20 protein-coding genes are annotated in these 26,272 nt (G+C 71.1%); 11 read left to right on the top strand and 9 right to left on the bottom strand.

Annotated features, from left to right (window positions below; genetic code table 11):
• Positions 1-705: 705 nt before the first annotated feature.
• Positions 706-1,935, top strand: coding sequence for a hypothetical protein (locus tag ACH4E7_RS31920; RefSeq protein WP_396252641.1), 1,230 nt, complete (start codon positions 706-708; stop codon positions 1,933-1,935).
• Positions 1,919-2,689 carry a hypothetical protein gene (locus ACH4E7_RS31915; RefSeq protein WP_396252640.1) on the top strand — a complete coding sequence of 257 codons (771 nt, stop codon included), beginning with the start codon at positions 1,919-1,921 and terminating at the stop codon, positions 2,687-2,689. Before ACH4E7_RS31920 ends, ACH4E7_RS31915 begins: the two co-directional genes overlap by 17 nt.
• Before the next feature lie 486 nt (positions 2,690-3,175).
• On the opposite strand, the gene ACH4E7_RS31910 is transcribed toward ACH4E7_RS31915, so the two are convergent.
• Positions 3,176-4,087: a LysR family transcriptional regulator gene (locus ACH4E7_RS31910; RefSeq protein ID WP_396252639.1), complete on the bottom strand. Its 912-nt coding sequence runs from the start codon at positions 4,085-4,087 to the stop codon at positions 3,176-3,178.
• Between the two features lie 108 nt (positions 4,088-4,195).
• Between ACH4E7_RS31910 and ACH4E7_RS31905 the strand changes: the two genes are divergently transcribed.
• The 3 genes from ACH4E7_RS31905 (at position 4,196) to ACH4E7_RS31895 (ending at position 6,622) form a co-directional block, all read left to right on the top strand.
• Positions 4,196-5,239: a zinc-dependent alcohol dehydrogenase family protein gene (locus tag ACH4E7_RS31905; RefSeq protein ID WP_396252638.1), complete on the top strand. Its 1,044-nt coding sequence runs from the start codon at positions 4,196-4,198 to the stop codon at positions 5,237-5,239.
• A gap of 555 nt (positions 5,240-5,794) precedes the next feature.
• Entirely contained in the window at positions 5,795-6,271 is a 477-nt protein-coding gene (locus ACH4E7_RS31900; RefSeq protein WP_396252637.1) for a YcxB family protein, read from the top strand.
• Positions 6,272-6,418: 147 nt separating this feature from the next.
• Positions 6,419-6,622: a hypothetical protein gene (locus tag ACH4E7_RS31895; protein ID WP_396252636.1), complete on the top strand. Its 204-nt coding sequence runs from the start codon at positions 6,419-6,421 to the stop codon at positions 6,620-6,622.
• Positions 6,623-7,129: 507 nt separating this feature from the next.
• Here the strand turns inward: ACH4E7_RS31895 and ACH4E7_RS31890 are convergent.
• Complete coding sequence (locus tag ACH4E7_RS31890; RefSeq protein ID WP_396252635.1) at positions 7,130-7,501, bottom strand: hypothetical protein; 372 nt, start codon at positions 7,499-7,501, stop codon at positions 7,130-7,132.
• Between the two features lie 348 nt (positions 7,502-7,849).
• The gene (locus tag ACH4E7_RS31885; RefSeq protein ID WP_396252634.1) at positions 7,850-8,251 is read right to left on the bottom strand and encodes a hypothetical protein; all 402 of its coding nucleotides are present in this window, start codon (positions 8,249-8,251) and stop codon (positions 7,850-7,852) included.
• A gap of 654 nt (positions 8,252-8,905) precedes the next feature.
• On the opposite strand from ACH4E7_RS31885, the gene ACH4E7_RS31880 reads away from it, so the two are divergent.
• Positions 8,906-10,537 carry an alpha/beta hydrolase gene (locus ACH4E7_RS31880; RefSeq protein WP_396252633.1) on the top strand — a complete coding sequence of 544 codons (1,632 nt, stop codon included), beginning with the start codon at positions 8,906-8,908 and terminating at the stop codon, positions 10,535-10,537.
• An 81-nt stretch (positions 10,538-10,618) separates the two neighbouring features.
• Here the strand turns inward: ACH4E7_RS31880 and ACH4E7_RS31875 are convergent, their stop codons facing one another.
• The 4 genes from ACH4E7_RS31875 to ACH4E7_RS31860 all read right to left on the bottom strand — a co-directional run bounded on the left by ACH4E7_RS31875 (position 10,619) and on the right by ACH4E7_RS31860 (position 16,790).
• Positions 10,619-13,876 carry a BTAD domain-containing putative transcriptional regulator gene (locus ACH4E7_RS31875; RefSeq protein ID WP_396252632.1) on the bottom strand — a complete coding sequence of 1,086 codons (3,258 nt, stop codon included), beginning with the start codon at positions 13,874-13,876 and terminating at the stop codon, positions 10,619-10,621.
• A gap of 232 nt (positions 13,877-14,108) precedes the next feature.
• Positions 14,109-14,609: a hypothetical protein gene (locus tag ACH4E7_RS31870; protein ID WP_396252631.1), complete on the bottom strand. Its 501-nt coding sequence runs from the start codon at positions 14,607-14,609 to the stop codon at positions 14,109-14,111.
• Between the two features lie 23 nt (positions 14,610-14,632).
• On the bottom strand, positions 14,633-15,883 hold the full coding sequence (locus tag ACH4E7_RS31865) for a S1 family peptidase (protein WP_396252630.1): 1,251 nt from the start codon (positions 15,881-15,883) through the stop codon (positions 14,633-14,635).
• A 322-nt stretch (positions 15,884-16,205) separates the two neighbouring features.
• Complete coding sequence (locus ACH4E7_RS31860) at positions 16,206-16,790, bottom strand: helix-turn-helix domain-containing protein (RefSeq protein WP_396252699.1); 585 nt, start codon at positions 16,788-16,790, stop codon at positions 16,206-16,208.
• 179 nt (positions 16,791-16,969) lie between these two features.
• On the opposite strand from ACH4E7_RS31860, the gene ACH4E7_RS31855 reads away from it, so the two are divergent.
• Entirely contained in the window at positions 16,970-17,959 is a 990-nt protein-coding gene (locus ACH4E7_RS31855; protein ID WP_396252629.1) for an alpha/beta fold hydrolase, read from the top strand.
• A gap of 259 nt (positions 17,960-18,218) precedes the next feature.
• Here the strand turns inward: ACH4E7_RS31855 and ACH4E7_RS31850 are convergent, their stop codons facing one another.
• Positions 18,219-18,857 carry an MBL fold metallo-hydrolase gene (locus tag ACH4E7_RS31850; protein WP_396252628.1) on the bottom strand — a complete coding sequence of 213 codons (639 nt, stop codon included), beginning with the start codon at positions 18,855-18,857 and terminating at the stop codon, positions 18,219-18,221.
• A gap of 688 nt (positions 18,858-19,545) precedes the next feature.
• Between ACH4E7_RS31850 and ACH4E7_RS31845 the strand changes: the two genes are divergently transcribed.
• Both ACH4E7_RS31845 and ACH4E7_RS31840 read left to right on the top strand, forming a co-directional pair.
• Positions 19,546-21,024 carry a purine-cytosine permease family protein gene (locus ACH4E7_RS31845; RefSeq protein ID WP_396252627.1) on the top strand — a complete coding sequence of 493 codons (1,479 nt, stop codon included), beginning with the start codon at positions 19,546-19,548 and terminating at the stop codon, positions 21,022-21,024.
• A gap of 645 nt (positions 21,025-21,669) precedes the next feature.
• Positions 21,670-22,104 (top strand): hypothetical protein, encoded by a 435-nt coding sequence (locus tag ACH4E7_RS31840; protein ID WP_396252626.1) that lies wholly within the window; start codon positions 21,670-21,672, stop codon positions 22,102-22,104.
• Between the two features lie 359 nt (positions 22,105-22,463).
• Here ACH4E7_RS31840 and ACH4E7_RS31835 read toward each other — a convergent pair whose 3' ends face one another.
• The gene (locus ACH4E7_RS31835) at positions 22,464-23,057 is read right to left on the bottom strand and encodes a hypothetical protein (protein ID WP_396252625.1); all 594 of its coding nucleotides are present in this window, start codon (positions 23,055-23,057) and stop codon (positions 22,464-22,466) included.
• Between the two features lie 1,256 nt (positions 23,058-24,313).
• Between ACH4E7_RS31835 and ACH4E7_RS31830 the strand changes: the two genes are divergently transcribed.
• Entirely contained in the window at positions 24,314-24,973 is a 660-nt protein-coding gene (locus ACH4E7_RS31830; protein ID WP_396252624.1) for a ParA family protein, read from the top strand.
• The gene (locus ACH4E7_RS31825) at positions 24,973-26,163 is read left to right on the top strand and encodes a ParB N-terminal domain-containing protein (RefSeq protein WP_396252623.1); all 1,191 of its coding nucleotides are present in this window, start codon (positions 24,973-24,975) and stop codon (positions 26,161-26,163) included. The genes ACH4E7_RS31830 and ACH4E7_RS31825 overlap by 1 nt, the downstream gene beginning before the upstream one ends.
• Positions 26,164-26,272: the final 109 nt, after the last annotated feature.

Genomic DNA, 26,272 nt, shown 5'->3' with positions numbered 1-26,272 from the left:
CAGTGGTGGGCTGCTGACCTGCTAATATTCTTCTCGTCGCGAGGGAGATGATTCCTCGTCAGGCGTCAGCGGTGCTACCAGAGCACGTCCTACTTTCAGTAGGGAGAGTCCGTGCAACCCGGGCCTGGCGCTCCACTGTCGGCGAGGTCCGGCACCCACCTGGGTGCCGGACCTCGCCCGCGTTTGCGGGCCGTTTGCGGGCCTGGCCGGTGTCAGCCTGCGACTTCAACGGGACAAGCCGGTAGTCGAGGCCCCGCGCTCCCTCGACGGCTACGGCCGGGCGAAGTTCCCGCACTGGAAGAAGCGGTTCACGGACTGCGACACCCGCGCCATCCGCACTGCGGGCTCCACTATCGGACCCGCAGCCAAGGGCAGGACGGCAATCTAGCCGAAGGTCATCTGACCGCACCCGCGACCTCCTGCCTGAGGTTTTCGCGCGTCAGGCAGACCACCGGCGTCACCGACTGGTACAGCCCGATCGCCGCAGGCCGCCCGCCCGGCCTCACGACCTCGCCGAGCAGTTCCGCGCACCGCCCCTACGGCAGAACCCGTTGCCCGCCGTCGAGCCCCCATGAGAGCATCAGGGTTCAACGGTCCGCCTCCTTTCGTTCACGCATTCGCAATGCGAATGGAAGAGTGCGGGCCGTTGCCATGTCAACGGTTTTGAGCAATCCACCAAGATCTGCGAATGGCAGGTACCGTTTGATGTACACAACAGAACCAACAGAAGCCCGCATCGAGGACGCGAGCAACATCTTGGTCGCGCCCTCGACGCTGCAAGATCATGACTTGATCAGGGACTTCTTCGGGTCCACGATCACGCCAGGGGATCTTGCTTCCGGTTCGCCCGACCTCGCGCAGAAAACCGTCTACCTGTGTGGCGATATATCCGGGATCAGCGGCCGCCAACTGCATGCGGCTGCCCGGGTATTCGTTATCCGGGAGCTATCACACGGTTACCAGGAGGACGTCGACAACCCTTGGACCCTCGTCGACCTCGGCCGAGTTCCCGTCCGCATGCACGGCGTCGGCGTGTACTACCGCCGCTTTTTCGGACTCGGCGCCGATCACTTCGGACGGATCCGCGCGGAGCACGCGTTCCAGTCCCTGACGGAGTCCACCAAACCTGGAACAGCCCATCGCAGCGGAATCTATCTGACGCCTGTCACGCGAAACGGTGACGAACTACATTTCCACCTGCTCCGCTGCTCCACGAATCTCTCGGGGCCGACCGAGAGCTTCCGCCCGACCGACACGCGCATCGTCGAGGATCTGAACCGCGAGGCCGCCGCCGTCTTCCGGAACCAGGCACCGCTCAATCACGTCCTCGCCCAGATCTACCACAACACCCCTGCCACGGCCGAGCGCAAGCAGTCCAAGGCCAAGATCTCGGCCCATGCCGACAAGACCAAGGACATGCCCGTCAATGGCATCATGGCCTTCTGCACCTTCTACGACCAGCTCGACAAGCTGCAGCCCCTGGCCGATGACGCCTTCGACTATGGCGTGAAGGGTGCCAGCGGTCTGACCAAACTCCACTTCCGCCTCAAGGAGCCGACCGGAGAACGCGACGGGGTCGCGCTCCCCCCGCAGTTCACCATGACCCTCTACCCCGGCTCCGTGTTCTTCATGCCGCTGTCCACCAACCGCCTGTATACGCATGAAATCCGGCCCGCAACGCTGGACGCCGAATTGCTCCCGACCCGCCTGGGATACGTGGTGCGCTGTTCGAGCGCCGAAGCCGTTCACAAGAACGGCCACACGTTCCTCAAGGTGGCCGGAGATCTGGTGAAGCTGGGGCCGCCCACACCGGCCGGCATGGACGAGCTGCGCAGGCTGTACGCCGAGGAGAACAGGACCTCGTCCTTCATTGATTACGGCGACGAATTCCTCTTCAGCATGAACACGGGAGACTACGGTGCCCCCCGAGTCTAGGATCTCGGATGAGATCCTCTCGTGCGCCTTGCCAACCGAGGAGAATCTCTTCGCGGAGCTGTCCGCGTCGGCTCGTTTGGAAGACGTGGGAAAAGGCCGGCGAGGCGCCGTGCTTACCAAGATCGACAAGGCGGGTGGCGCGCCTCTCGTACGCACGACGACTCGATACAGCAGCCCGACGCAACGTTTCCGGGCGGTGCACGAACGGCTGGCGCAGCAGATTCAAGAACGTGCGGCACTTTCGGTCGGCTTCAACAACGCTCTCATCGAGAGCTACACGAACGCCTACACGACCATGGGCAGCCATTCCGACCAAGCCCTCGATCTGGCCGACGAGTCGTTTATCGCCGTCTTCTCCTGCTATCAACATCCCGAAGCGCGCCCACCGAGGAAGCTGATCTTCGAATCAAAGGATTCCGGTGGCGAGAAGTTCGAGATCCCCCTCACCCACAACAGTATCGTCGCGTTTTCCGTCGACTCGAATCGGCGACTCAGGCACAAAATCGTATTGGACACGCCCGTCCGGACGACGGACAATCAATGGCTGGGTGTCACCTTTCGAACATCAAAGACCTTCGTTCGTTTTCACGACGGAAATGCATACCTTCCGCAGGGTCCGCGCCTCATGTCGGCCGACGATGAGCAGAGGCGCGAGTTTTACCAGCTACGGCGCCGTGAGAACAATGAAACGGACTTCATCTACCCCCCGCTGACGTACACCATCAGCGAGAGCGATCTGATGCCACCCATCTGACCTTCAGGGATTTCGAACAACCCTCCTGGATAGGTGGAGAAGCGGGCTGGGCTGCCGGCCGGTCGTCCGGCCGGCAGCCCAGCTGAAGCGACACGGCCACCGTTTCGGGGGCGGAACGGATCTGATCGACCGTGTGAGGGCTCGACGGACTGCGGTGACCTCGTCTTCCGATGCGACCGTGCGACGTTCGAACAGGCCGGCCCGCTCGGCCTGTTCGGCCAGCTCGGCGATCTGGAGCGTGTGGTGGCTCTCCAAGAAGGCCCCGATCACTCCGCCGCCATGAACGTCGGCGCAGGAGGCTGTGCCTACGCCTTCGCCTGCGAGCCCTGCGCCCAGGCGACCCTCCTCTGGCAGTGCTGAACCGCCCGGAGGTCACCGCACCCACCCCGCCCGTCGCGTCGGGCGCGGTGCCGCCCGTCTCCGCACGGAGCCCGGGGCGGCCGCTCACCGTGGCAGCAGGCGCCCCGCTATGCCGTCGGCGACCACTCACGCTGAGCTTTGCAGGAGCGTGCATAGCGTGTTGAGGCAGGCGGCGATCGCGGGTTCGTGTGCCGTGTCGTGGCGAACGGCGATCTCGATCGTGCGGGCGAGGGTGCCGTCGGTCACCGGTCGCGCAATCAGTGCGGGCGGTAGGCGTGTGGCGGCCATGCGGGGGATCAGGGTGGTGTGGCCCGCGCTTTCGGCGAGAGCGATCATGGCTGAGAAGTCGGTGCAGATGTTCCTCACCTGGGGAGTGAACCCGGCTGACCGGCAGGCTTGGAGGACGGCGTCTCCGCACGCGGTCTGCGCCGGGGCGGTGGTCCACAGGGTGTCTGCGAGCTCCCGCAGGGCGATGGGAGAGCGGGCCGACAGGGCTGCGGGGTGGTCGCGGGGCAGGACGGCGACCAAAGGGTCGGTTCGCAGTGTCCGGGTTTCCACACCCGCGGGCGGGGGCGTGGCCAGATTGTCATACCGGTAGACGAGCGCGAGGTCGGCGCGGCGCTGGAGCAGCAGTCGTACGGCAGCCTCGGGTTCGGCCTCGGTGATGTGGAGCTGTACCTCCGGGCAGGTGCCTTCCAGAGCCTTCCCGAGAGGTGCGGCCACCGGTGCGAGGGCACTGGGGAAGCAGGCGAAACGGAGGGGGCCTGCGGGGTTTTCGGCCTCGGCATGCAGGCGGATGCGAGCGCGTTCGAGAGCCGCGAGCACGTGCTCGGTATCCCCGTTCAGCCGACGACCCGAGGCCGTGAGGTGGATGGAACGGCCGGTGCGCTCCAGCAAGCGGGTTCCGGTCTCCTCTTCCAGCAGCCGCAGCTGCTGCGAGACGGCAGAGGGCGTGACGCCATGGAGATCGGCCACGGCGGTCACCGTGCCGTGCACCTCGAGGTCACGGAGCAGAACGAGTCGTCGCACATCGAGCATCAGTCGATCTTAAAGATGAGTTGTAGGAGATGTAGCTGGACACAGGGACACGTACACGACGACCCTGACTGCTCCAGCCCAGGCCCCGAGCAGTGCCAGGAGAGTTCCGTGCGTGCCACCGTGATCCACGGCCCCAACGACATCCGGATCGAGGAGGTGCCCGACCCGGTCGTCCGACACCCCACCGACGCGGTGGTCCGCGTGGTGAACGCCTGCATCTGCGGCAGCGACCTGTGGGCGTACCGCGGTGTGGCGTCCCGCACGGCGGGCCAGCGGATCGGCCACGAGTTCCTCGGCATCGTCGAGGCGGTCGGCTCCGAGGTCCGCGACTTCCGCCCGGGCGACTTCGTGGTCGCCCCCTTCGTCTGGTCCGACGGCAGCTGCGACTTCTGCCGGGAGGGCCTGCACACCTCCTGCCCGCAGGGCGGCTTCTGGGGCGAGGTCGGCTCCGACGGCGGCCAGGGCGAGGCGGTGCGGGTGCCGTTCGCCGACGGCACCCTGGTGCAGCTGCCCAAGGAGACCGCCGGCGAGGAGAAGCTGCTGCCCGGTCTGCTCGCACTCTCCGACGTGATGAGCACCGGCCACCACGCGGCCGTGATGGCCGGCGTGCGTCCGGGCGTCACCGTCGCGGTGGTGGGCGACGGCGCGGTGGGCCTGTGCGGCGTGCTCGCCGCCCAGCGGCTCGGCGCGGGCCGAATCATCGCGCTGGGCCGGCACGAGGCGCGCACCGCCATCGCCCGCGCCTTCGGCGCCACCGACGTGGTCGCCGGGCGCGGCGACGACGCCGTCGAGGCGGTCAAGGAGCTGACCGGCGGTCAGGGCGCGCACACCGTGCTGGAGGCCGTCGGCACCGAGGAGTCGATGCGGACGGCGATCTCGATCGCCCGCGACGGCGGCGCGGTCGGCTACGTGGGCGTGCCGCACGGCGGCAGCGCCGGCGTCGACATCGGCCAGATGTTCGACCGGAACGTGTCGCTGCGCGGCGGCGTCGCGCCGGCTCGCGCCTACATCCCCGAGCTGCTGCCCGACGTCCTCTCCGGCACGATCGACCCCGGCCTGGTCTTCGACCGCACCGTCGACCTCGACGGCGTCCCGGACGGCTACCGGGCGATGGACGACCGCACCGCGCTGAAGGTCCGCATCGTCTTCTGACGTTCCGCCACGCCCATGGCGCCCCGGGGTGATGCCGCACACGCGGCACCACCCCGGGCACCCACCCCACCCGGTCCTCCGTCCCGAGGAGAGTGACATGAAGATCGTGATCGCCGGCGGCCACGGCCGGATCGCCCGGCGCCTGGGCCGGATGCTCGCGTCCCGCGGCGACAGCGTCATCGGAATCGTCCGCGACCCGGACCACAGCCGCGACCTGCTGGCGGACGGCACGCAGCCCGTAGTCTGCGCACGCGGCACCCGCGTCGGCCGGGCCGGCTGGTGGCGTCCAGCACCCGCTGGACGCCACCGGGAACAACAGCCCCGCAGGGAGGTGGCGGGGTTACTGCGGTGGGGGGTCCCACCCCCGGGGATGGACAACCTGGGCGGGCGAACCCACCAGCGCTCCTGGGACAGGACGCACCACCCGACTGTCGAAACCTCCCACCGCAGGTCACGGAGTCGCTGTGTAACAACTGGCGTGACGGGATTGGCGCGTGCTCACGCTCCTGGAAGGATGACGGCACGGGGTAGTGGACGAACCACCGGGGGCGGACTGTGAGCATCCAGGTCACCTACGAGCTGACGGCCGACCAGGCCTACCACGGGGTGCGGCGGGCGAACCGGCGCCGTTTCGCAATCGGTCGGGCCTGCTGCGCGTTGCTCGCGATCTGCGGGATCGTCCTGCTGGTGATGGGTCGTTGGCCGGTCGGCGCGGTGCTGCTGGTGGTTGCGCTGCTGCTGGCCTTCTGGCAGTCGTTCGCCACCAGGCTCGGCGTCGCCCGCCAACGGGCCGACAACCCGGGCCCGCTGACCGTCACCTTCGCCGACAGCGGCTGCGCCTTCACCACGGTGCACGGTCGGCAGGCGTTCGCCTGGTCGCGCTTCAGCCGCCTCGCGGAGGACCAGGACTACCTGTTCCTGCACGCCCGCCGCGAACTCCCGGTGGCCGTCCCGAAGACCGCGTTCCACCCGGCCGAACTGGCGGAACTGATGGCGATGCTGCAGACCAAGCCCAACTTCCGCCCGTCCTGACGCCCATCGTTCGGGCGTCTGTGTGCTGCGCGACGCTGCGCACCGGGTGCGCGTTCACCCGCGACGGCACGTTGACCATGGAGCTCGAATTCTCCGCCGCAACCCTGCGGCCGGGACCTGGACGACGAGAACGACGATGACGGCGGCGTGCCCGCCGACACCGCCTGGGTGCTCGGCGGGCTGGTGCTGGTCCACGAGAGCGGCCTCACCGCCGGCGACCCCGCCCGGCAGCTGCCCGGACTCGCCCACCACCTCAACCAGGCCGTGGCCGCCGGGCGCACCAGCCGCCGAGGTGGAGCGGGCGGCCGCCGAGCCTTGGCGGGACGCACCGGCCGCCGATCCGGTGGCTGACCGGGCGCCCGCACCGCTGCACGGCACAGCCGGGTGGACGGCCGGTTCGCCGTCCGGGCCCGGTCGCAGTCGGCCCGACCCCGGCGACCCCGGCGGCCGGGGCAGCAGCGACCGAAGCGACCGAGGCAGTGGGCATCGGCAAGGCGGCCGAGGACGCCAGGCCGGCCGTCCCCGGACTCTTGCTGGGCGCGGTCTCGCCGGTGAGGCGGCGGACCATGATGCCGATCACTGCCCGGCGGATCACGGTTTCCGATCGGGCAGGGCCGGCTTCGTCGTATCCGAGTGGGGGTCAGCCCGGCCCCGGCGAATTGGGGCGCGGTAGGGGCCGGGCTGGCGTCCCTATGTGCACACCCGGTGCCGTTAGCTCCGAGGTGCGTCCACAAGGACCGTAGTGGGGAACGGTGTGGGGCCGAGATCAGCCGGTGGTGAGGAGGCACCAGCCAGCGCGCGGCGCTCAGCCGCCCGTCATGCCGCCGGGCAGCAGGATGACGATGTCCCCGAGGTGGATCACCGCGAGACGGTCCGGCCGGACTGGACGCCGCTGTTCGTCGGGTACAGGTGCGCCCATGACAGGTTGCACGGGAACTGCCACCACGCGTTGTTCCACTGGGAATCGGTCACGTCGTTCCAGTTCCAACTGTAGGTGTGGCCGCAGGTGTCCCCGGCGGTCAGCCAGAACCGCTCGTCGGTGTTGCCCGCGTTGACGTGCCACCCGACGGTCGGGCCGTTCGCGTAGACCTGGTACCACGCGCCCGCAGTGCTGGTGGCGCTGTCGGAGCCGCTGTCGGAGGCGGACGCGGTGCCGGCGGTTGCGACGCCGACGCCGACCATCGCCGTGGTGGCGACGGCCAGGGCGGCGAGAGTCTTCCTGATTCGCATGCTGCTCTCCCTTGGTAGATGTGTGGTGGTGGCCCGCCCCCGGTGCGTGTCAGGCGTGCTGGCGGACCCCACGCGCGGTCTCCTGGTCTCCCAGGTGTTGATCGGGACTTGCGGGCCGAGGTCGTACTGGAACGCCGCGGTGGCGGCGTCGATGCCGATCTGGACGGCACCCACGTCGGTGTTCCCGTTGCCGGGGTCACGCAGGAGTCGAACCGGACGTCGTGGGTGACCGTCAACGGCGTGGCGGCCGAGGCCGTCGAGGCTGCGGCGAGTGTGGCCGACGCGCAGGCGCTGACGGCGGCCTGCACACCCGGACATGGCGATCAGCGGGTGCGGGCGCAGTGGCTTTCAGCCGAGATAGATCGGGTCGGTGCCGAAGGTCCACGCGTTTCCGGACCTCGCATAGACCTGGATCGCGTCGGCGCCGTAGTCCTCGCCGGAGACGTAGTCGCATTGTCCAGGCGCGAGGTTGGGGGTGATGTGGCCCGGACTGGTGATGTTCTGACCGTTCTGCGCGTCCTTGATCCAGAAGTAGAAGCTGTTCGTCGAGCTCTGGTAGTTGCACAGCCGGGCAGACACCGTCGGGTTGGTGTCCAGCCCGTGCCAGCCCGTGATATCCACGCCGTACGCGGAATTGGAGTCGGATCCGGATGCGGCGGACGCGCTTCCCGACGCGAGCCCCACCCCTGTGACGGCCAGTGCGACCACCGCGACGAGGGACGCGACTCGGCGCCCCGGCTTGGACTGCATGTCTTCCCCTTCGGTCGGTTGGGCCGGTGCGGCATCCATCCTCACCGCAGGACCTGCCGGCCGACCACGACGTTGACCCGACGTTGACCCGACGCTTCCGACGCGGAACGGCAGCGGCGCCTGTCCGTCGATCAGGTGGTCAACGGGCGAGGACGATGGTCAACGTCTCATCCGGGCGGCCAGCCGACAGCCGTTCCGTCGCCGCCAGCTCCCCCACGCGAACAGGCCCGGCTGACCCGCACAACCGTCGCCGCCCCGACCACACCGCAGCCCGGCCACTCCACCTCGGCACGCCTCCGGCGAGACGCGCGCCGACCTCGACAACCCGACGCCGAACCCCCGCTGCCCCACTCCGCGCGCCCTACCGGAACGGCGAAATGTCAGGCGCCGCACGGGGATTGCGGATGCCTCTCACACCCGTTCGCGCGCCGCCCACGCGGTCGCGCGCCAGGCCGCAGCGGAGGCGGAGGCGGCGAGCCAGCAGGCCATGGTGCGGTGGCGCGCCTCCCCCTCGCTGCCGGCCGGCGCCCGAGCCGATGCCAGCGGTCTGCCAGCGGTCTGCCAGCGGGGTGCGGAACCGTCGGACGTGCCGGGGGTACGCCGCGACCGAGGAGCGCGCACGACTGCCCGGCCCGTTGACGAAAGGGCACTCGCGTGACTCGTACCTCCCCTCCCACCGGCCGCGCCGCAGCCCCGCGCCGGCCCAAGGCGTCCCGCACCGCAGCCCGACGCTCGGCGGCCTCGTGGAGGCTGGGCGCGGGCGCCGCCGCGGCAGCGCTGCTGGCCGCGGTGTGTCCGGCGACCGCCGTGGCCGCGCCGGACGCCGCCCCGGTGCCGCGACTCACGTGGGCGACGTGCGGGGACGGCTTCCAGTGCGCGACCGCCCGCGTGCCGCTCGACTACCACGACCCGCGCGGCGCCGGGATCGACCTCTCCGTCATCCGGCACCCGGCGGACGACCACGCGCACCGGATCGGCTCCCTGTTCTACAACCCCGGCGGCCCGGCCGCGGCCGGCACCGTGGCCCTGCCCAAGATGCTCGGCCGGTTCCCCGAGGACGTGCGCAAGCGCTTCGACATCGTCAGCTTCGACCCGCGCGGCGCCGGTGGCAGCGCTCCCGTCCAGTGCTTCGACAAACCGGAGGACGAGCAGGCCCTGCTGGCCGGCACCGCAGCCGGCTACCCCGAGGGCGCGGACCAGCAGAAGGCCTGGAACGACGCCTACCAGCGCCTCGCCCGGCAGTGCGCGGCCCGCAACCCCGCCCTGCTGCCGCACATCTCCACCGCGAACGTGGCCCGGGACATGGACCTGCTCCGCCGAGCGGTCGGCGACCGACGACTCACCTACCTGGGCACCTCGTACGGCACCTACCTCGGCGCCACCTACGCCAACCTGTTCCCCGGACGGGTCCGCGCCATGGTCCTCGACAGCGCCCCGGACCCGGTGGCCTGGTCGACCGGCCGCGGCGGGCAGGCCGCCACCGTGGGCGCCCTGCTGCGCAACGGCAGCGACGTCGCCGCCGGCCGCATCCTCGACGCCTTCCTCGACCAGTGCGCCCAGGTCGGCTCCCAGACCTGCGCCTTCTCCGCCGGGACGGCCACCGCCACCCGGGCCAGGTACGGCGAGCTGCTCCAGCGGCTGCGCACCCGGCCGGTCGTGATGGGCGGCATGACCTTCCCCGCCGGCTCGGCCCTGGAGGTGACGATCCCCTCGCTCTACGCCACCAACCCCGTCCCGGGCATTCCCGACACCGGCTGGAGCCGGCTCGGCACGACGCTCCAGGCGCTGTGGGCCGCCACCGAGGCGCCTGCCGCCCCGACCGCACCACTGCCGCCCGTCTTCCACCAGCCGCCGGACCAGATGCTCGCGGTGGTGTGCTCGGACAGTGCCAACCCGCCGGCCCGGGCCGACTACCCCGCCCTGGCCGCGTTCGCCCGGGCCCGCTCCGGCGAGGCCGGCCCGTACTTCGCCTGGGCCGACGAGCGCTGCGCCGACTGGCCCGCCCGGGACCGCGACCGGTACGACGGCCCGTGGAACCGTCCGACCGCCCGGCCGATCCTGGTCGTCGCGAACACCGGTGACCCGGCCATGCCCTACGAAGGGTCCCGCGCGATGGCCCGCTCGCTCGCCCGCGCGGAGCTGCTGACCGTCGACGGCTACGGCCACACCGTGCTGGCCAACCCCAGTGAGTGTGCTGCCCGGTACGAGGCCCGCTACCTGATCGACGGCGTCCTCCCGGCCCCCGGCACGGTCTGCACACCCACCCAGCCGCCGTTCAGCGACTGATCGCGCATCCGCCCCGCCGCGCCGCCCTCCCCGGGTGGCGCGGCGGGCGCGCCCACCCGGCCGCCGTGCTCCGGAGGGCCGTCAGCCCGCCTCCAGGGCCAGCGACTCCGGCCGCGACAACGCCCGGCCGCGCTCCCAGGCGGCCCGGAAACCGGCCTCCCCGAGGGTCTCGGCGCAGCCGTCCAGGACGGCCCGAAGCTCCGGATCGCCCGCGTCGTGGGCCCCGCGCAGGCCGTACGCCGCGCCCAGCGCCGCCGCGCCGCGCGCCGCCTCGCCGAGCGCGAGGCAGTACTCGGCGAACCCCTCCAGTACGTCCGCCCGCACCGGCTGGTCGCCGCTCCCGGCGGCCAGTTCCAGGGCCCGGCGGTGCAGCGGGCCGGCCGCGTCCGGCGCGCCGCGCCGCTGCTGGGTGCGGGCCAGGCTGGTGTGCAGCAGGGCGAGCAGGTGCAGCCGCGCCGGGGCGCCGGGCCCGCTCCCGGGCAGCCGTTCCAGCCGCCGCAGTGTCTCCTGCTGGCCGTGCAGCGCCGCCTCCACGTCCCCGGCGCGACGCGCGAGTTCACCGAGCGCGTAGCGGGCGGCGGCCTGCAGGTGCGGGTCCCTGGCCCGTTCGGCGGCGGCCAGCGCGCGTTCCAGGTCCACCCGGGCCGCGGCCGGCTCGCCGCAGCGCGCCCGCAGCCGGCCCGACAGCAGCAGTGACAACGGCGCCTCCCCGGAACCGCCCATCTCGGCGTCCCGTTCACCGGCCTCCGCCAGCGCTGCGAGCGCCTCGTCGGCCGCGCCGGTGACGGACAGCAGCGCGGCCAGCGTGACCAGCGCCATGGCCAGCCCCCAACGGTCGCCCAGGGCCCGGAAGCCGTCCACCGCGGTCCGCAGGCAGTGCTCGGCGCACCCGATCCGGCCCGCGCCCAACTCGATCCGGCCGAGCACCAGTTGGGCGGCGGCCCGCATCCACCGGTCGGGGTGCTCGCCGAACCGCTCCGCCGTCGCGCCCACCGCGTCCGGCGGCCCCGCCATGGCGAGCAGCAGCGCGGCGGCCAGGGCGACCGGGTGATCGGCCTGCTGCGCCGTGACCAGCGCCGCGCCCATCGCCTCCGGTGGGATCACGGCGTCACCGGGCTCCCGGAGCGGGGCGGTGAGCTGCGCCAGGATCACGCACAGGGCGTGTGCCTGCTCCAAACCGGACGGCGGGGTGTAGCCGTGGGCCGCGAGGACGGCCGCCGTCCACTCACCGGCCTCACGGCCCTGACCACGCATCAGCCAGGGCCAGGCCCGGGCGGCCGTCAGCCGCAGCGCGTGCTCCGGTGGGCCGACGGCGACCGCCCGGCGCAGCGCCGCGTCCAGGTTGCCCTGCTCCGCGTCGAGCCGGGCCAGCCGGCCGATCTGGCCGCCTGTCCGCAGCCGGGGTTCGGCGTTCTCGGCGAGCTCGACGAAACAGCGCAGGTGGGCGGCGCCGGTCGGGCCGTCCTCGCCGGCCTCGACGAGCCGTTCGGCGGCGTACGCGCGGACCGTCTCCAGCAGCCGGTAGCGCACCGTCCCGGTCTCCCGGCCGACGGTCGCGACCAGGGACTTGTCGACCAGGGAGGCCAGCAGGTCCTCCACGACCGTCGGGTCGGGCGTCGGCCCGCCCGGCCAGTTCCCGGCGCAGACCAGGTGTGCGTCGGGGAGGGTCGCCCCGCCGGCGAACACGGAGAGCCGTCGCAGCAGGACGCGCTCGTCCTCGTCGAGCAGCTCCCAGCTCCAGTCGACCACGGCGCGCAGCGTGCGGTGCCGGTCGGGAGCGGTGCGTGAGCCGCGGTCCAGCAACCGGAGCCGGTCGTGCAGCCGCGCCGCGACCTGCCCGGGGCTCAGGGCCCGCAGCCGGGCCGCCGCCAATTCGAGGGCCAGCGGCAGGCCGTCCAGCTCCCGGCAGATCCGCACGACCGGCTCGACGGTGTCGTGGTCCAGGGTGAATCCGGGGCAGGCTGCGGCAGCCCGCTCCGTGAAGAGGGCGACGGCCGGGTGCGCGAGTGCCTCCTGCGCGGTGCCGCCGGGTTCGGGCACGGCGAGCGGCGACACCGGCCAGAGCGCCTCGCCGGTGACACCGAGCGGTTCACGGCTGGTGGCCAGCACGGTGAGCCGGGGCGCGGCAGCGAGCAGGCGATGGGCCAACCGGGCGGCATCCTCGATCAGGTGCTCGCAGTTGTCCAGGACGAGCAGGACCTCACGGCCCTCCAGGGCCCGGACGATCCGGTCGACGGGATCCCCGGCCGGATCGCCGGCGGGCAGGCCGCCGGCCAGCACCCCGGCGTCCGCCGGGCGGCAGACGGCGGTCAGCACGACCTGGGCCACTCCGTCGGGCCCGTCGACGCCCGCGAGTTCGGCGAGCCGTACGTCCGTTGCGGTCGGGGCGGCGGTCGCGGCCGCGACCGCCAGCCGGGTCTTGCCGACACCGCCCGGCCCGGTCAGCGTCACCAGGCGGGACCGGTGCAGGCGCTCCTGAACCGCCGCCAGTGCCTCGTCGCGGCCGACCAGGCCGGTGAGCCAGGTGGGCAGTGCCGCACGCCGGCCCGGGTTCCCGGTGGACGCGGGGGCCGGCCCCGGCGTAGGCGACGTCGCGCCGGACAGCACCCGCAGGTGGACGTCCCGCAGTTCGGCGGACGGGTCGGCACCCAGTTCCTCGGCCAGGGCCCGCCGGGTACGCTCGAACACCTCCAGCGCCGCCGCCTGTTGCCCGTCCGCGTGGAGTGCGCGCATCAACCTGACGGCGGCACGCTCGCGCAGCGGGTGTGCGACGCAGAGCCCGGTGAGCTCGGCGACCAGGCGCGGCAGCGTGTCGGTCCCGCCGAGCGCGAGGAGAGCGTCGGCCCGATCCTCCACCGTCGACAGCCGCAGTTCCGCCAGCCGGGCCGCCGACGCCGCGATGAACCCGACGCCTTCGGCGTCCGCGAACGGCGTTCCCCGCCAGAGTTCCAGCGCCCCGCCCAGCGAAGCGACCGCCTCGGTGAACCCGCCCGCCGCCAGCGCCGCCCGCCCCGCCGCCACCCGCTGCTCGAAGTCCCAGGCGTCCACGCTCCCCCGGGGCAGGTCGAGCAGGTATCCGGCGGGGTGCGAGCCGATCACCGTCCGGTCGCCCCCCAACGCCCGGCGGAGCCGGGAAACCAGGGACTGCAGGGCGCCGACCGGCTCCTCCGGCGGGGTGTCTCTCCAGAGGTCGTCCACCAGACGCTCACGGGTGACCACGCGCCCGGGGTCGAGAGCCAGCCGGAGCAGCAGCAGCCGAAGCCGCGCCCCGCCGACCTCGAAGGCCGCCCCGTCCCCACCCCGTACGACCTGAAGTGGCCCCAGAACGTTGATCCGCACCCCGCCCGCCCCTCGCCCAGCACCAGCCGACATCCGAGATCATTATCCCGATGTCCCACCGGGTCCGAGCGGCAGGGCACGAGCATGCCGTCGCGGCGGAGTCAGCAGCCGGGGCCGATCGGCGCAGACGCTGTCAGGGCGCTGACGATGCCACCACGTTCCCGAGACGGTTGCACGGGGCGGTCCGCTCGATGCCCACCCGCGTGTTCGCATGAACGCGAAGGCCCTCCGGTCAGAGGGTGTTGCCGTGGACGATCGTGCGACCGGGGTAGTGGGCGTCGAGGTAGGCGCGGGCGGCGGTGAGATCGCCGACGACGCCGACGGTGGTGCGGCCGTCCGGCGCGCTGCCGGTCTTGAAGACCTGGAAGTCGGACTGGTTCAGGGCCTGGAGTTCGCCTTCGAGGGGGTAGTCGTGGCCGCGCCGCCAGACGAGGTCGGAGGTGACGTGCCCGCGCACGACCCGGGTCCGGCCGGGGAAGCGCTGGTCGAGGATGTGGCGGGCTTCGTCGAGGTCGCCGATCACCTCGACGGTCTGCACGGTGTCGCCCGGGTGGGCCGAGACGGTGTCCACGTGCCAGGTGGCCGGGCCGACGCCGGCCTGGTGGATGGCGTGCTGGAGGTCGGCCAGCGCCTGCCCTCGGGGCGGGGCGGTCTGATCGGCGGCGGCCGCGCCGCACGCGACGGCCAGGACTGAGAGGGTGGCCAGGAGCCGGCCGGTGAGTGCGACGTCCACGGGCGTGCCCTCCTTTCACGGTGTCAGGCGATCGAGAGGCCGAACTTGTCGATGACCGGTGCGATCGGGGTGAACAGGACGGTGTCGTAGCAGGTGGTCCTGTCCGCCACCGGACCGCAGACGACCTTGTTGCCGCTGCCGGCGACCATGATGCCTCTGGCCTGCATGTCCTCACCGCCGTTGATGCTGGCGAAGACCGGCCCGCCGCTGTCTCCCTGGGCCACGCTGATGGTCTTGTCGTCGGTGCGCACGGCGCTGTCCATGTCGGTGTGCCAGACATCGTCGACGTTGGCGGCGAAGTCCGTTTTGGTGATCTTCAACCCGCAGTGCACTCCGCTCATCGCGCCGCTGTCGCACACCAGGCCGCCGACGCTGTTGTGCCCCGCGCCGAAGACGCGCTTGGAGTAGCCGGACCCGTTGTCCCACGCTCCGTCGTAGAAGCGACCGCTCGGTGTGCCGTGGATGTTGATCACAGTGATGTCGAGCCCGGTGTCGGCGTCGGCGGCCTTGCCGATCTCGGCGCCGGTACCGGTCCTGTACGTGCCGGAGGTCCCGCAGTGGGCGGCGGTGAGCAGGACGGCGGTCTTGCCGCGCCAGGCACCGAATCCCGAGGTGCAGAAGGCGTTGCCGGGTGCGGTGAGTTCGGCGCCGGCGCTCCAGGGGCTGGCGTCGCTGTGGCGGGTCGCGGTGGCCGTCGGGGCGGCCGCGGGTCCGGCGTCGACCGGGACACCGGCGAGCTCGGCGGCGTGCGCGGCGACCTGCTCGCCGGTGAGCACGCGGTGCCGGCGGGCGCTGTCGGGGGTGTAGTTGACGATCAGCCCGGTACCGTCCGCAGCGGGCCCGGCCGCGTTCCACACCGCGCCCGCGTCCCCGCGTACGGCGGCCTCGACGAGCCGGTCCCGCGCTTCGCGCAGCTGCCGCAGGGTGTAGGGCGCCTGCAGGACGGTCGCGGTGATCCCCGGCGGGGTGTGCGCCAGGAGGCCGGTGATGCGCTCGGGCACGTCGCCGTGCCAGTACAGCGTCAGGAGGCCCTGCTGCGGGTCGATGGTGTGCCCGGCGTAGCCGGGCACCGTCGCGCGGTGCTGCTCGGGCACCCCGGTGATGGCCTCGACGAGCCGGTCGAGCGTCGCCTGCCGTCTGAGCACCTCCGGATCCACGACGCCGTCCGGGCGGTGGACACCGCGCGCCGTCGGCGTCGAGGCCGCGTGGGCGGGCACCGCCGTGAGCAGGGCGAGCATGGCGGCCCCGACGAGAGCCGTCCTCCTGATACGCACCCGCCCAGTACCCCACGGCGCGAACCGCTACCGCCAGCACACGGCCACCCTGTCACCCGCACGGGCGACGACACGGGGGTGGCACGGCGTCGGCCGGTTGCCACCGCCGGCACCTGGCCGGGTTTCCCTCCTCGCGGACGGGATCGAAGTGGCCGCCGTGGTCCCCGGCCAAGTGCCGGGGACCACGGCCGCGTTCAGCCTTCGGACGCCGCCGCGTCGCCCTGGGCGACTGCGGCCGGGCCTGCAACGCCCGAGCAGGATCTCGCCGCCCGGCTCGGCCGGCTGGGCGTCGCTTCGGGGTTGTGGGGTGGTCGATTCGGGCTCATGTGGGGGCCCCGCGGCCGAGGGCTGGGGTGCGCGGTCGTAGGCGCTCTCCCTGCGGTCCGAACATGACCAGGTATTCGACCGGTCCGCCGGGTCCGGCGTTCGCGACTCCGTGGGCGGTGCGGGTGCCGAACTCGGCGACGTCCCCGGCGCTCAGGACGAGGTCCTGCTCGCCGAGCGCCAGCCACAGCCGCCCGTACAGGACGCACAGCCATTCGTACCCGTCGTGGGAGACCTGCCGCGGCCGCGCCGGCGGCGCGTCGACGGCGGGCAGGACGTGCTTGTGGACGTGCAGGCCCCCCACGTACCGGGTCAGCGGCAGCACCGCCTTGTCGTCGCCGGGACGCTGCGGCATCCGGGTGCGCGGTCCGGCCGCGGCGACGGGTGCGACGGGTGCGGTGCCGGCCAGGTCGTCCAGGGAGATGCCGTACGCCTTCGCGAGTTGCAGCAGCACCTCCAGGGTCGGTTTGCGCCGGCCGGTCTCGATCCGCGACAGCGTGCTCAGCGAGATGCCGGTCGCGCGGCTGACGCCGGTGAGTGTGGCGCCGCGCTGCTCGCGCGCGGTCCGCAGCCGGGGGCCCATGGCCGCCAGCGTGTCGGCTATGCCGTCGTCCGTCACCGTCGCCCCGCTCCCTCCGGTCGTGCCGCCTCCACCGCCCTGTCCTGCCAGTTTGCCAGAATGGCAAGGGTGTTCGCATCGGGCGGCCGTCGCGCCGCATGATCGGTGGGTAACCGCGGCCGCCTGTGAACCGAGGAGAAGCGATGCACCAGCCCGCGCCGTCCGCCGACCTGCGCCACCGCACCATCGAGGCACCCGCCGGGCGCCTGCACCTGGTCGAGCAGGGCACCGGACCGATGGTCCTGCTCGTCCACGGCTTCCCCGAGTCCTGGTACTCCTGGCGCCGCCAACTCCCGGCCCTCGCGGCAGCGGGGTACCGGGCCGTGGCGCTCGACGTGCGCGGCTACGGCCGCTCCTCCAAGCCGGCCGCGACGGACGCCTACCGGATGCTCGACCTCGTGGAGGACAACGTCGCCCTGGTGCGCGCCCTGGGCGAGGAGAGGGTGGTGGTCGTCGGGCACGACTGGGGCTCCAACATCGCGGCGGCCTCCGCCCTGCTCCACCCCGAGGTCTTCCGCGCCGTCGGACTGCTGAGCGTCCCGTACGCGCCGCCCGGCGGCCCCCGCCCCACCGACGTCTTCGCGCAGATGGGCGGCGACCAGGAGTTCTACGTCTCGTACTTCCAGGAGCCCGGCCGGGCCGAAGCGGAGATGGAGCCCGACCTCCGGGGCTGGCTCGCGGGCTTCTACGCGGCCCTGTCCGCCGACACCATGCCCGCCCACGGCGAGCCCGACCCGCACTTCGTGGCCCGCACCGGCGGCCGGCTGCGCGACCGCTTCCCCGACGGCAAGCTGCCCGCCTGGCTCACCGAGGACGACCTCGACGCGTACGCCGGGGAGTTCGAGCGCACCGGCATGACCGGGGCCCTCAACCGCTACCGCGCCATGGACCGCGACTGGGAGGACCTCGGCCAGTACGCCGGCGCCCCGATCAAGCAGCCGTCCCTGTTCATCGGCGGCGCCCTGGACGCCTCCACGACCTGGATGGCCGACGCGATCGACGCCTTCCCGGCCACCCTCCCCGGTCTGACCTCCAGCCACATCCTGGACGGTTGCGGGCACTGGATCCAGCAGGAGCGTCCCGAGGAGGTCAACCGCCTGCTGACAGCCTGGCTCGCTTCCCTCCAGGGCTGAATCGTCGGACGTGCCGCGGCAGTACAGCGGCACCGCCGAGCGGATCGAGAACAGCCAGGTCGCCACTCTCTCAAGCGCATAGATCGCACAATCGCACTGGAGTATGAGGGGTGACTACCAGGAGCCGCGCCGCCGGATGTGCGAGAACGCCGCAGCCCGCCAGGCCGCGCTCCACGAAGCCGCCGCCCGGCGCGAGGAGTTCCTGAGTGTCGGTCCCGGGCATATCGCCGACGGCGGCTTCGGATCCGGAAGGTGGGGATCACGGCCGGGAGCCGGGCTCCTTGAGGTCGACCGACTCGCCCGGCGGGATGCGGGCGTAGTCAGTCCCGTCTTCCCCCATCAGCCATCCGTCGAAGTTCTCCATCCCGATGTCACTGAGATTGGCGTCGTGGATGGGGAACGCCCGAGCCGGTCGTACGGCGCGGACGAACTCGATGGCCTCACGGAGCTTCAGCCATGGACCGGACGCCGGCACGAGCAGGGTGTCAACCGGTTCGGCGGGGACGAACAGGGAGTCCCCGGGGTGGTAGACGCCGTCGACGATGAAACCGAGGTGGGGACAGCCGGGCAGGCCGTCGATGATCTCGGCGTGCAAGCCGCCGACGGCGCGCACGGTGAACCCGGCCGCGGTGAAGGTGTCTCCCGCTGCGACGGCGGTCGCGCCGTTGCCGAGGGCTGCGGCGAGGGTGGCATGGGTGTGGACGGTCAGCGCGGGATTGCTCTCCCGGGCTGCGGCGAGCTTGCCGACGTCGATGTGGTCCTCGTGCTCGTGGGTGATGAGCACGGCAGTGGCGCCGGACAGGGCTTCCATTTCAGAAAAGGTGCCCGGGTCGATCACGAGTACCCGGTCGCCGTCCTCGAGGCGTACACAGGCATGGCCATACTTTGTCAAACGCATCTGATCAACCTACCGTCAGAAGCCGGCAAGCGTCGCAGATATACGTCGGGCCACCGTCTCATGACTAGTCCGCGACACTCACGAGATCGACGGGTGGCCGCACCTGTCCCCGTGTCGAATTTCGCCGACGAGATCAAGACCTACAGCTGGAATACCGACTGGGCGTTTTGGTAGCCCTTTTCCTGCATGAGGCTTTAATTCCTATGTACTGCGAGTAGCGATCACCACTGCCCGTCGCCACCGGAAGTGAGTCAGGACCGTTGGCCACACCCAGAGACGGCGGTATGTCCCAGACGGTCCCGGAGCTCACATACGGGGATCCAGGAGTTTTCCGGGCGCGATCGGAAGGTCCCGCACCCGCCGCCCTGTCGCGTCGAACACCGCGTTGGCCATCGACCACGACGCGCTGACGCAGGAGGTTCAGAAGGGCGGGTCGCCAGGGTCCCGGCAGCCGCCCCAGGACAGGCCGGTGACATAGGCACTCGTCGTCGCCGGGCCTCGTCAGTCCGGTGGTGTCGTGGCCTCAGGCGGTCAGGGCATCAAGGTCCTCCCCCTCAGGCGCCGGGCTGAGCCTGGCACCGAAGGGGACAAAGTAGGATGACTCAACTCCCGCGCTACGCGCGAAGAGTTCCATAGATATTCCATTTGCCCGATTCATCTCCCGCTTCACACGCACGGAGCCACCTTCATGGACAACCCGTCCACCGCCGAGACCGACGGCGCGATAGAGACACGCGGTATCGAACCCGTCCCCGACCACGAGCGCGGGGGCAGAGTCCGCGAGCTCTTCCCGACCTGGGTCGCGGCGAACATCAGCGTCCTGCTCCTCACCATGGGCGCCGCCCTGGTGGTGTTCAACGAGTTGAACTTCTGGCAGGTCCTGATCGTCGCGGCGTTCGCCGCGCTCGTCTCGTTCGGCATGGTCGGCGTGCTGTCGGTCTCCGGGAAGTGGGGCGGGGCGCCGGGCGCGACCCTCTCGCGGGCCACCTTCGGGGTGCGCGGGAACCTCTTCCCCGGCGCGATCCTCTGGATCGCCCGGTTCGGCTGGGAGACCATCAACGCCGTCACCGGCGCCTACGCCGTGCTGACCGTCCTCGACCTGCTCTTCGGCGTCAAGAGCAACACCGCGCTGATCGTGATCACGCTCTTCGCCTTCGTCGCCTGCACCTTCCTGGTCTCCGGCATGGGCCGCAAGGCGCTGAACGTCTGCAACACCTGGTCGACGTACCTCTTCGGCGTCTTCAGCGTGCTGGTGCTGGGCTACCTGGTCGCCACCATCCACTGGAGCGAGGTCTTCTCCAAGCCCGCGGGTACCACCGCGATGATGATCGCCGGCATCGGGACCATCGCCGCCGGTGGCATCAGCTGGGTCCCCACCGGCCCGGACTTCGCCCGCTACCTGCCGCACGCCGCCTCCGGCAAGAAGATCGTCGGCGTGACGGTCTCCGGTGCCGGCCTGGTGATGGTGCCGATGGTGCTGATGGGTGCCGTAATGGCGGTGGCCTCGCCCGGCCTGGCCCAGGCCGCGGACCCGGTCTCCTTCCTCGGTGACCTGCTGCCGACCTGGCTGGCCGTGCCCTACCTGCTGACGGCGATCGTGGGCATGCTGCTGATCAACAGCCTCTCCATGTACTCGGCCGGCTTCACCGCGCAGACCATGGGCGTCAGGCTGCCGCGCGCCCTGGCCGTCAGCATCAACGCCGTGATCTCGCTGGTCGGCGGCCTGCTGCTGATGCTGGTCGCCAAGAGCTTCCTGGGCTCCTTCATCACCTTCCTGATCCTGCTCGCCGTCTCCTTCTCGGCGTGGATCGGCGTCTACGCGGTGGACATGTTCCGGCGCCGGTCGCGTGCGGTGCGCTACGACGCCGCCGCTCTGATGGACACCAGCAGGAACAGCCGCTATTGGTACACGGGCGGCTTCTGCTGGCAGGCGATGGTCTCCTGGGTGCTCGCGCTGCTGATCGGGCTCGCCTTCACCAAGTGCGACTGGTTCGCCGGCCCGCTCTCCGGCACTCCCGTCGGCAAGTACGGGCTCGCCTGGGCGGCGACCATCGTGATCTCCGGCGTGATCATGGCCGTGCTCCCCGCACCCCGGGAGAACACCTCCGCCACCGCCGAGCAGCCCACCGACCTCCAGGCGGAGCGGACCGAACGGATCGCCGTCTGACCGCACGACGCGAACCTCCGCACACCCGAACACCCCGGACCGCCCGGGCGCCGGCTCAGCTGAGTCGGTGCCCGGGCGGTCCGGTTTCGATGTCGCGGTCAGGTACTGCTCCGCGAGGTTTCGGCCGACTGTCCTGATGGGCGGGCGTATCCAGGCTCATGCCCGGGCGCGGAAGGCGTCCGTGTCGATGCCGCCGCACGCAACGCGGCCGGAGAGGAGCGCAGGCGCGAATGCCTTTCCCTGCCGGGGATCCTCGGAGACGGGTTCATCGCGTCTCGGCGGATGAACGGAACCCCATCCCGGGGTCCCTCCCATATCCGCGATACCACTCATCACATAATCTCTCGCATATCTGCAATGGTGAACATATTCACCGGAATTGTCAGCAGGGCGTACTCGGTGTCGCGGCATCGGCCACATAGGAATCCGACCGGCGGCAGGCACCGGCCCGCCCGAGAAGAACAGCCCCCAAGAGCAACCCCCACTGACCCGTCGGCCATCCCCCACCGACCCGGCGAAGCCGCTCCCACCTCGGACGACACCGCACGGCCGGTTCCGCCGCGAAACGGACCCTCGACGAGGAGATCCGCCGAATTCGACGCCTCGTCACTTACACTGCTGCCGTCGCACAACGTGAGGGATCATGTGAGCATCGTCAAGGGAATTCCACGAAAGCCGTGGCGGCATTTCATGCTCCGCGGATCACTGATCGCCGCGCTCGTCGTGCAGTCGGCTGCGCTCGTCTCCCAGAAAATGCAGATCGACGATCTGCAAGTGCAGCACATCGGCTATCCGCAGCCAGAGCACGTCGTGCCCGGCCCCTCCGGCCCGCCTGGCCCGCCCGGCCCCCCTGGCCTGCAAGGCAGGGAGGGGAAGGACGGCAAGGACGGAAGGGACGGAAGAGAAGGCAGGGAGGGCAGAGAAGGCAGGGAGGGACAGAACGGCAAGGACGGCAAGGACGGACAGAACGGGCAGAACGCCGCCCCCAAGCCATCGCCGACCGCGTCTCCCGGCCACCATAAGGACCCCGGTGGCAAGGCCCTCCCCGGCGACCCCTCCGGCATCCACAGTTCACGATGACCGCGGGTTCCGCAGTCGAGGGTGGCGCGTGCCGCACCGACTGCGGAACCCGGGCGGCGCCGGGGTCTACCGGCCCGCCGCCGAGCTCGCGTACAGCGCCGGCACCGGCGACGAGCGGCGTGGGCGTGCGCGGCCGGCGCCGTGCTGGCCCTGGGGGCGCCGGCTCTCCTGGCGGCGTCGGGCTCGTTCCGGACGACGGCATAGCCGGGGACGCGTGGGGCCCGCTCCGGCGGAGCAGGCGCCCCAGACGTGGTCACGGTGTGCAGCGGAGACGGGCGAGCCGGCGGAGGCCGTGTCACCGCCCGGAGAATTCCCCTGCGGGTGACACGAATCCGATCTCTCGCTCGCGTCCGAACCGGCTACTGCGACAGGCGAGGGTCAGCGGTCGTCGGCTTCCTTCGCTCACCCTCCGGGGTGAAGGTGAACGATCGGCGGAACGAGCCCGTGCCGAAGCGCACCGCGAGAAGGAGGGGTTGCTCGTGCTCGGGCGGCCATGACACGGCCCCTGGATCGCTGCCGTTCCACAGGTGGAAGACCACCATCGGCTGCTGCGGGTCCTCGCCGAGGTAGCCGAGCGCCTTTCCATACAGAGGATTGTTTCCTCCGAACGTCACAGAGGGAGGGCCGAACTCGGACGTCACGTCCGCCCAGGTACGATCCACCGTGGCCCACTGCCGGACACAACCCGTGAGGGCCGCGTACGCGTCCTCCGCGAGAACGCTGTCCGGCTTGAGCCAGCCACGTTGCTGCGCGAACTCCGCGTACACCGAGGCAGTGTCGTGCTCGTCGTCGTGCTCGGGGAGCAAGTCCTGGAAGACACCGGCGACGCCGGTAGCAGTCCAGACCCCGCGCCCTTTCCAGGCCCGCTGCTGCCGGGCGAACGCTTCGGGCTGGCGTTCAACGAACAGCAGGTGGTCGAACAGGAGCCGAAGAGCCGTCTCGCCCCCGTACATCCCGGGCCGACGGAGCGCAGGTTGAGCTGATCGACAAGGTGAGCGTGAATCTCTTCAGCAGCGGCGAGCGGTTCGGGAAGGGCCACGCGCACAGTCTTCCGCATGAGGATCGCTGCGGACCGTGCACTCGGATAACGATCACGACGGCTTCGGGCGGCGTCGGTGGCCATGTCGGCGGGCGGGCCGTTGGTGACGGTGTCCTGGGGATGCGCCCGGCCCGGGTCCAGGTCGGTGAGCGGGCGCTCAGCCTTGGCGGTCGGGACGTCCGGGTGCTTGGCTCCCGTGATCCGGATGACCTGGTCCGTCGTCAGGATGCCGTCGAGCAGCTTCACCAACGTCCACCGCCAGCCGCCGGGGTCGGGCAGGATGCTCGTGAGGTCCGGCAGGAAACCGCTTGCAGAGAGGGGTGTTCGTTGTGACTGGTGTCCTTTCCGATCTGGATGAGCGGCTGGCCGGCTGGGCGGAGTTGGTGCCGGGCGGGGAGCTGGTGCCCGCGGTGGACGAGGTGACGGGGCGGCTGCGCGATCTGGCCAGGCGGGAGCCGGGGTTGTGCCGGATGCGGCGGATCGGCACGTCACGAGCGGGGTCACGTCCGGCAGCCAGGCACCCGATCGCCTCGGCCAGTGCGTCCTGGTAGCGGCGGACCGTGCGGACGGCTGCCCCCTCCGCAGGTTCGGGGAGGAGAGTCAGCCCCAACTCCGTGGACAGGCCGTACACCTGCCCCCTCCGCAGGTGCGGGGAGGAGACTTCCTGGCGTGCGGCGATGTAACGCCTTTGCAACTTCTTGGCCGTACCGGGTGGCCCAGATGTCAGCCGCTGCCGGACCGACCTGCCGAGCCGTCAAGCAACACCGGACATCGTGCCACGCTTCCTCGCGTCACGGCGTCGAGCACCTCAAGCTCCGCATACAGAGAACCCCCCGCCCCAAACGGACCAGCCGACTTCACAAGAGCCTCGCCGCCCAAAACCACAATCTCAAGCAATCACCCTCGCAGATTCCGTTCCCCCCTCCGCCACCTCGACAACACCACACCCCGGAAACCGAAAGCCGGGCGGACGGCCAGAGGAACAGTCGGGTTTCCCGGAAACCCCAGACCCCGCGAGCCCGCCGTTGTGCCCCATCACACGCGGGTCGTGTCAGGTTCCGAGTCGATCATCTGGAATGCTGTTCCCGTCCGCCGCCCACGGCTTTGAGTGGCGGGCATCCGCAGTACCGGGCGCACCGCCCGGGAAGCCCACGGAGAGAACGGAACATCATGAAGCCATCTGTGCTTGTCGTGTCCACCGACCCCCAGGGGTCCGCGGTCGTCTGGGCCGAGCGGGTAGGGGACAACCTGCCCTTCGACTTCATGGCGGCGCACGACCAAGCCGACCAGCTGGTCCACCTCAAGAAGACCGGCGCGAAGATCCACGTCATCGCCAACCAGAAGGGCGGCGTCGGCAAGACCACCACCACGGTCAACCTCGCCGCGTGCACCTTCGACGTCCTCGGCGCGAAGGACGAGTACGAACACATCTTCATCGACACGCCGGGCACCCTGGCCGACGAGGAGATCCTTCGCCGGGCACTGGAGATCGCGGACGACGTCCTGGTCCCGATGATCACCGAGCCGCTGTGTTTCGACCCGACGGCCCGGACCATCCAGAAGGTCATCGAGCCGATGGACATCCCCTACCGGGTCGTCATCAACAACTGGGACCCCCGGGACGGCCGTGCCGACCTCGAGGACACCGAGGCGTACATCGCCGCGAGGGGATGGCCCCGCGCCAAGACCGTCCTGCGCCGGTACAAGATCCACTCCCGGGCGGTGGCCGAGGGAACGGTCGTCACCCAGTACAAGGAGAGCGGTACCGCCTACCGGGCCCGCGAGGACTTCTTCCGTCTGTCCCTCGAGCTCGGGTACGGGGGTCGCTGATGGCAGGCCGTCGCGTCTCCTTCGCCTCGATGGCCGCGGACCCGGTCGTCGACGCCCCGGGGGTGGAGAGCACCAAGGAGAGCGCCAAGGACAGCCCGGCCCGGTGGGTCCCCACCGCCAACTGCCTGCCCAACCCGCGCAACCCGCGTGACGAACTGGGGGACCTCTCCGACCTGGCGAGCATCAAGGACCGCCAGCTGCAGAGCTGCCTCGCCGTCACCCCGGCCGCCTACCTCCGCCTCTGGCCGGAGGACCGGCAGACGCTGGGCGCGGGAGCGAAGGACGTGGTCATCGTCAACGGCAACCGCCGGCGGGCCGCAGCGCAGCTGTACGGGCGCGAGCAGCTGCTGGTCGTCGTCGACGACTCGGTGGCGGAGTCCAAGGCGACCCTGCTGCGGGCGGCGCTCGACGAGAACATGGCGCGCAAGGACTTCGACCCGATCGAGGAGGCCAACGCCGTCCTGCTCATCGTGGCGCAGTACCCGACCGCCAAGGAGGCCGCCGAAGCGGAGGGCTGGTCCCAGAGCTGGATCTCGCACCGCAAGAACCTGCTGAAGCTCCACCCGGAGCTGCAGCGCCAGGTGCGGGCCAAGGCGCGCGGCGAGGAGGGTGTCTCCATCAACGTCGCGCGTCGGCTGGGTTCGGTGAAGGGCATCGAGGAGATGTCCCTGGCCGAGCAGACGTCGGAGCTGGAGCAGCTGCTCCAGGCCGACGCCGACGCCGTCGCGGCCAAGCGCGCGGCGAGGGTGGAGGCCAAGGCCACGGCCAAGGCGCCTGCTGCCGCACCGGCTCCGCAGCCGGCTATGGTGCAGCAGCCGGCTACGGTGCAGCAACCCGCTGCGCCCGTGGCTCGACCGGCCGCTGACGTGGTGCCGTCGCCGACGGAGCCGCCGGCTCCCGTCGCCACCGCGTCGGAGCCCGCTCCCCGCAGCCCGCTTCCGAGCCCTGAACCCGCTCCGAGCGCCGACCGATTTTCCGCGGAAAATTCCGAGGCCCTCCCGATGCCGGAGCAGCGGGCCGTGGCCCCGTCGGACGAACAGCCGGCGGCCGCCCCGCAGGCGGAGCTCGGTAACGTCGACTGGCACAACGTCGAGGAGCTGGCAGACGCCATCTGTCGCACCCTCTCGGCCGACGAGGCCTACCGCCTCGCGGACGCGCTGGCCAACCGTCTGCTGACGCCCAACGGCTGACACGCCCTCGGTGCCCCTCCCCGCCGGGCAGGCGGGGAGGGGCACTGGCATGTCGACGCGAAGGGAAGCGCGAACCGCAGGTCGTACCGTGTGGGCCTACCGGGACGCG

Source organism: Kitasatospora sp. NPDC018058, assembly GCF_044327205.1.
In the GTDB taxonomy this organism is placed as follows: Bacteria; Actinomycetota; Actinomycetes; order Streptomycetales; family Streptomycetaceae; genus Kitasatospora.
The sequence above is the reverse complement of the archived record's forward strand: the minus strand, read 5'-3'. Positions and strand labels throughout refer to the sequence as shown.

Coding starts and splice junctions, on each gene's coding strand:
- ACH4E7_RS31920 (WP_396252641.1), top strand. CDS start 706: ATGTACACAACAGAACCAACAGAAGCCCGCATCGAGGACGCGAGCAAC.
- ACH4E7_RS31910 (WP_396252639.1), bottom strand. CDS start 4,087: ATGCTCGATGTGCGACGACTCGTTCTGCTCCGTGACCTCGAGGTGCAC.
- ACH4E7_RS31890 (WP_396252635.1), bottom strand. CDS start 7,501: ATGCGAATCAGGAAGACTCTCGCCGCCCTGGCCGTCGCCACCACGGCG.
- ACH4E7_RS31885 (WP_396252634.1), bottom strand. CDS start 8,251: ATGCAGTCCAAGCCGGGGCGCCGAGTCGCGTCCCTCGTCGCGGTGGTC.
- ACH4E7_RS31860 (WP_396252699.1), bottom strand. CDS start 16,790: ATGGGCCCCCGGCTGCGGACCGCGCGCGAGCAGCGCGGCGCCACACTC.
- ACH4E7_RS31855 (WP_396252629.1), top strand. CDS start 16,970: ATGCACCAGCCCGCGCCGTCCGCCGACCTGCGCCACCGCACCATCGAG.
- ACH4E7_RS31850 (WP_396252628.1), bottom strand. CDS start 18,857: ATGCGTTTGACAAAGTATGGCCATGCCTGTGTACGCCTCGAGGACGGC.
- ACH4E7_RS31845 (WP_396252627.1), top strand. CDS start 19,546: ATGGACAACCCGTCCACCGCCGAGACCGACGGCGCGATAGAGACACGC.
- ACH4E7_RS31835 (WP_396252625.1), bottom strand. CDS start 23,057: ATGTACGGGGGCGAGACGGCTCTTCGGCTCCTGTTCGACCACCTGCTG.
- ACH4E7_RS31830 (WP_396252624.1), top strand. CDS start 24,314: ATGAAGCCATCTGTGCTTGTCGTGTCCACCGACCCCCAGGGGTCCGCG.
- ACH4E7_RS31825 (WP_396252623.1), top strand. CDS start 24,973: ATGGCAGGCCGTCGCGTCTCCTTCGCCTCGATGGCCGCGGACCCGGTC.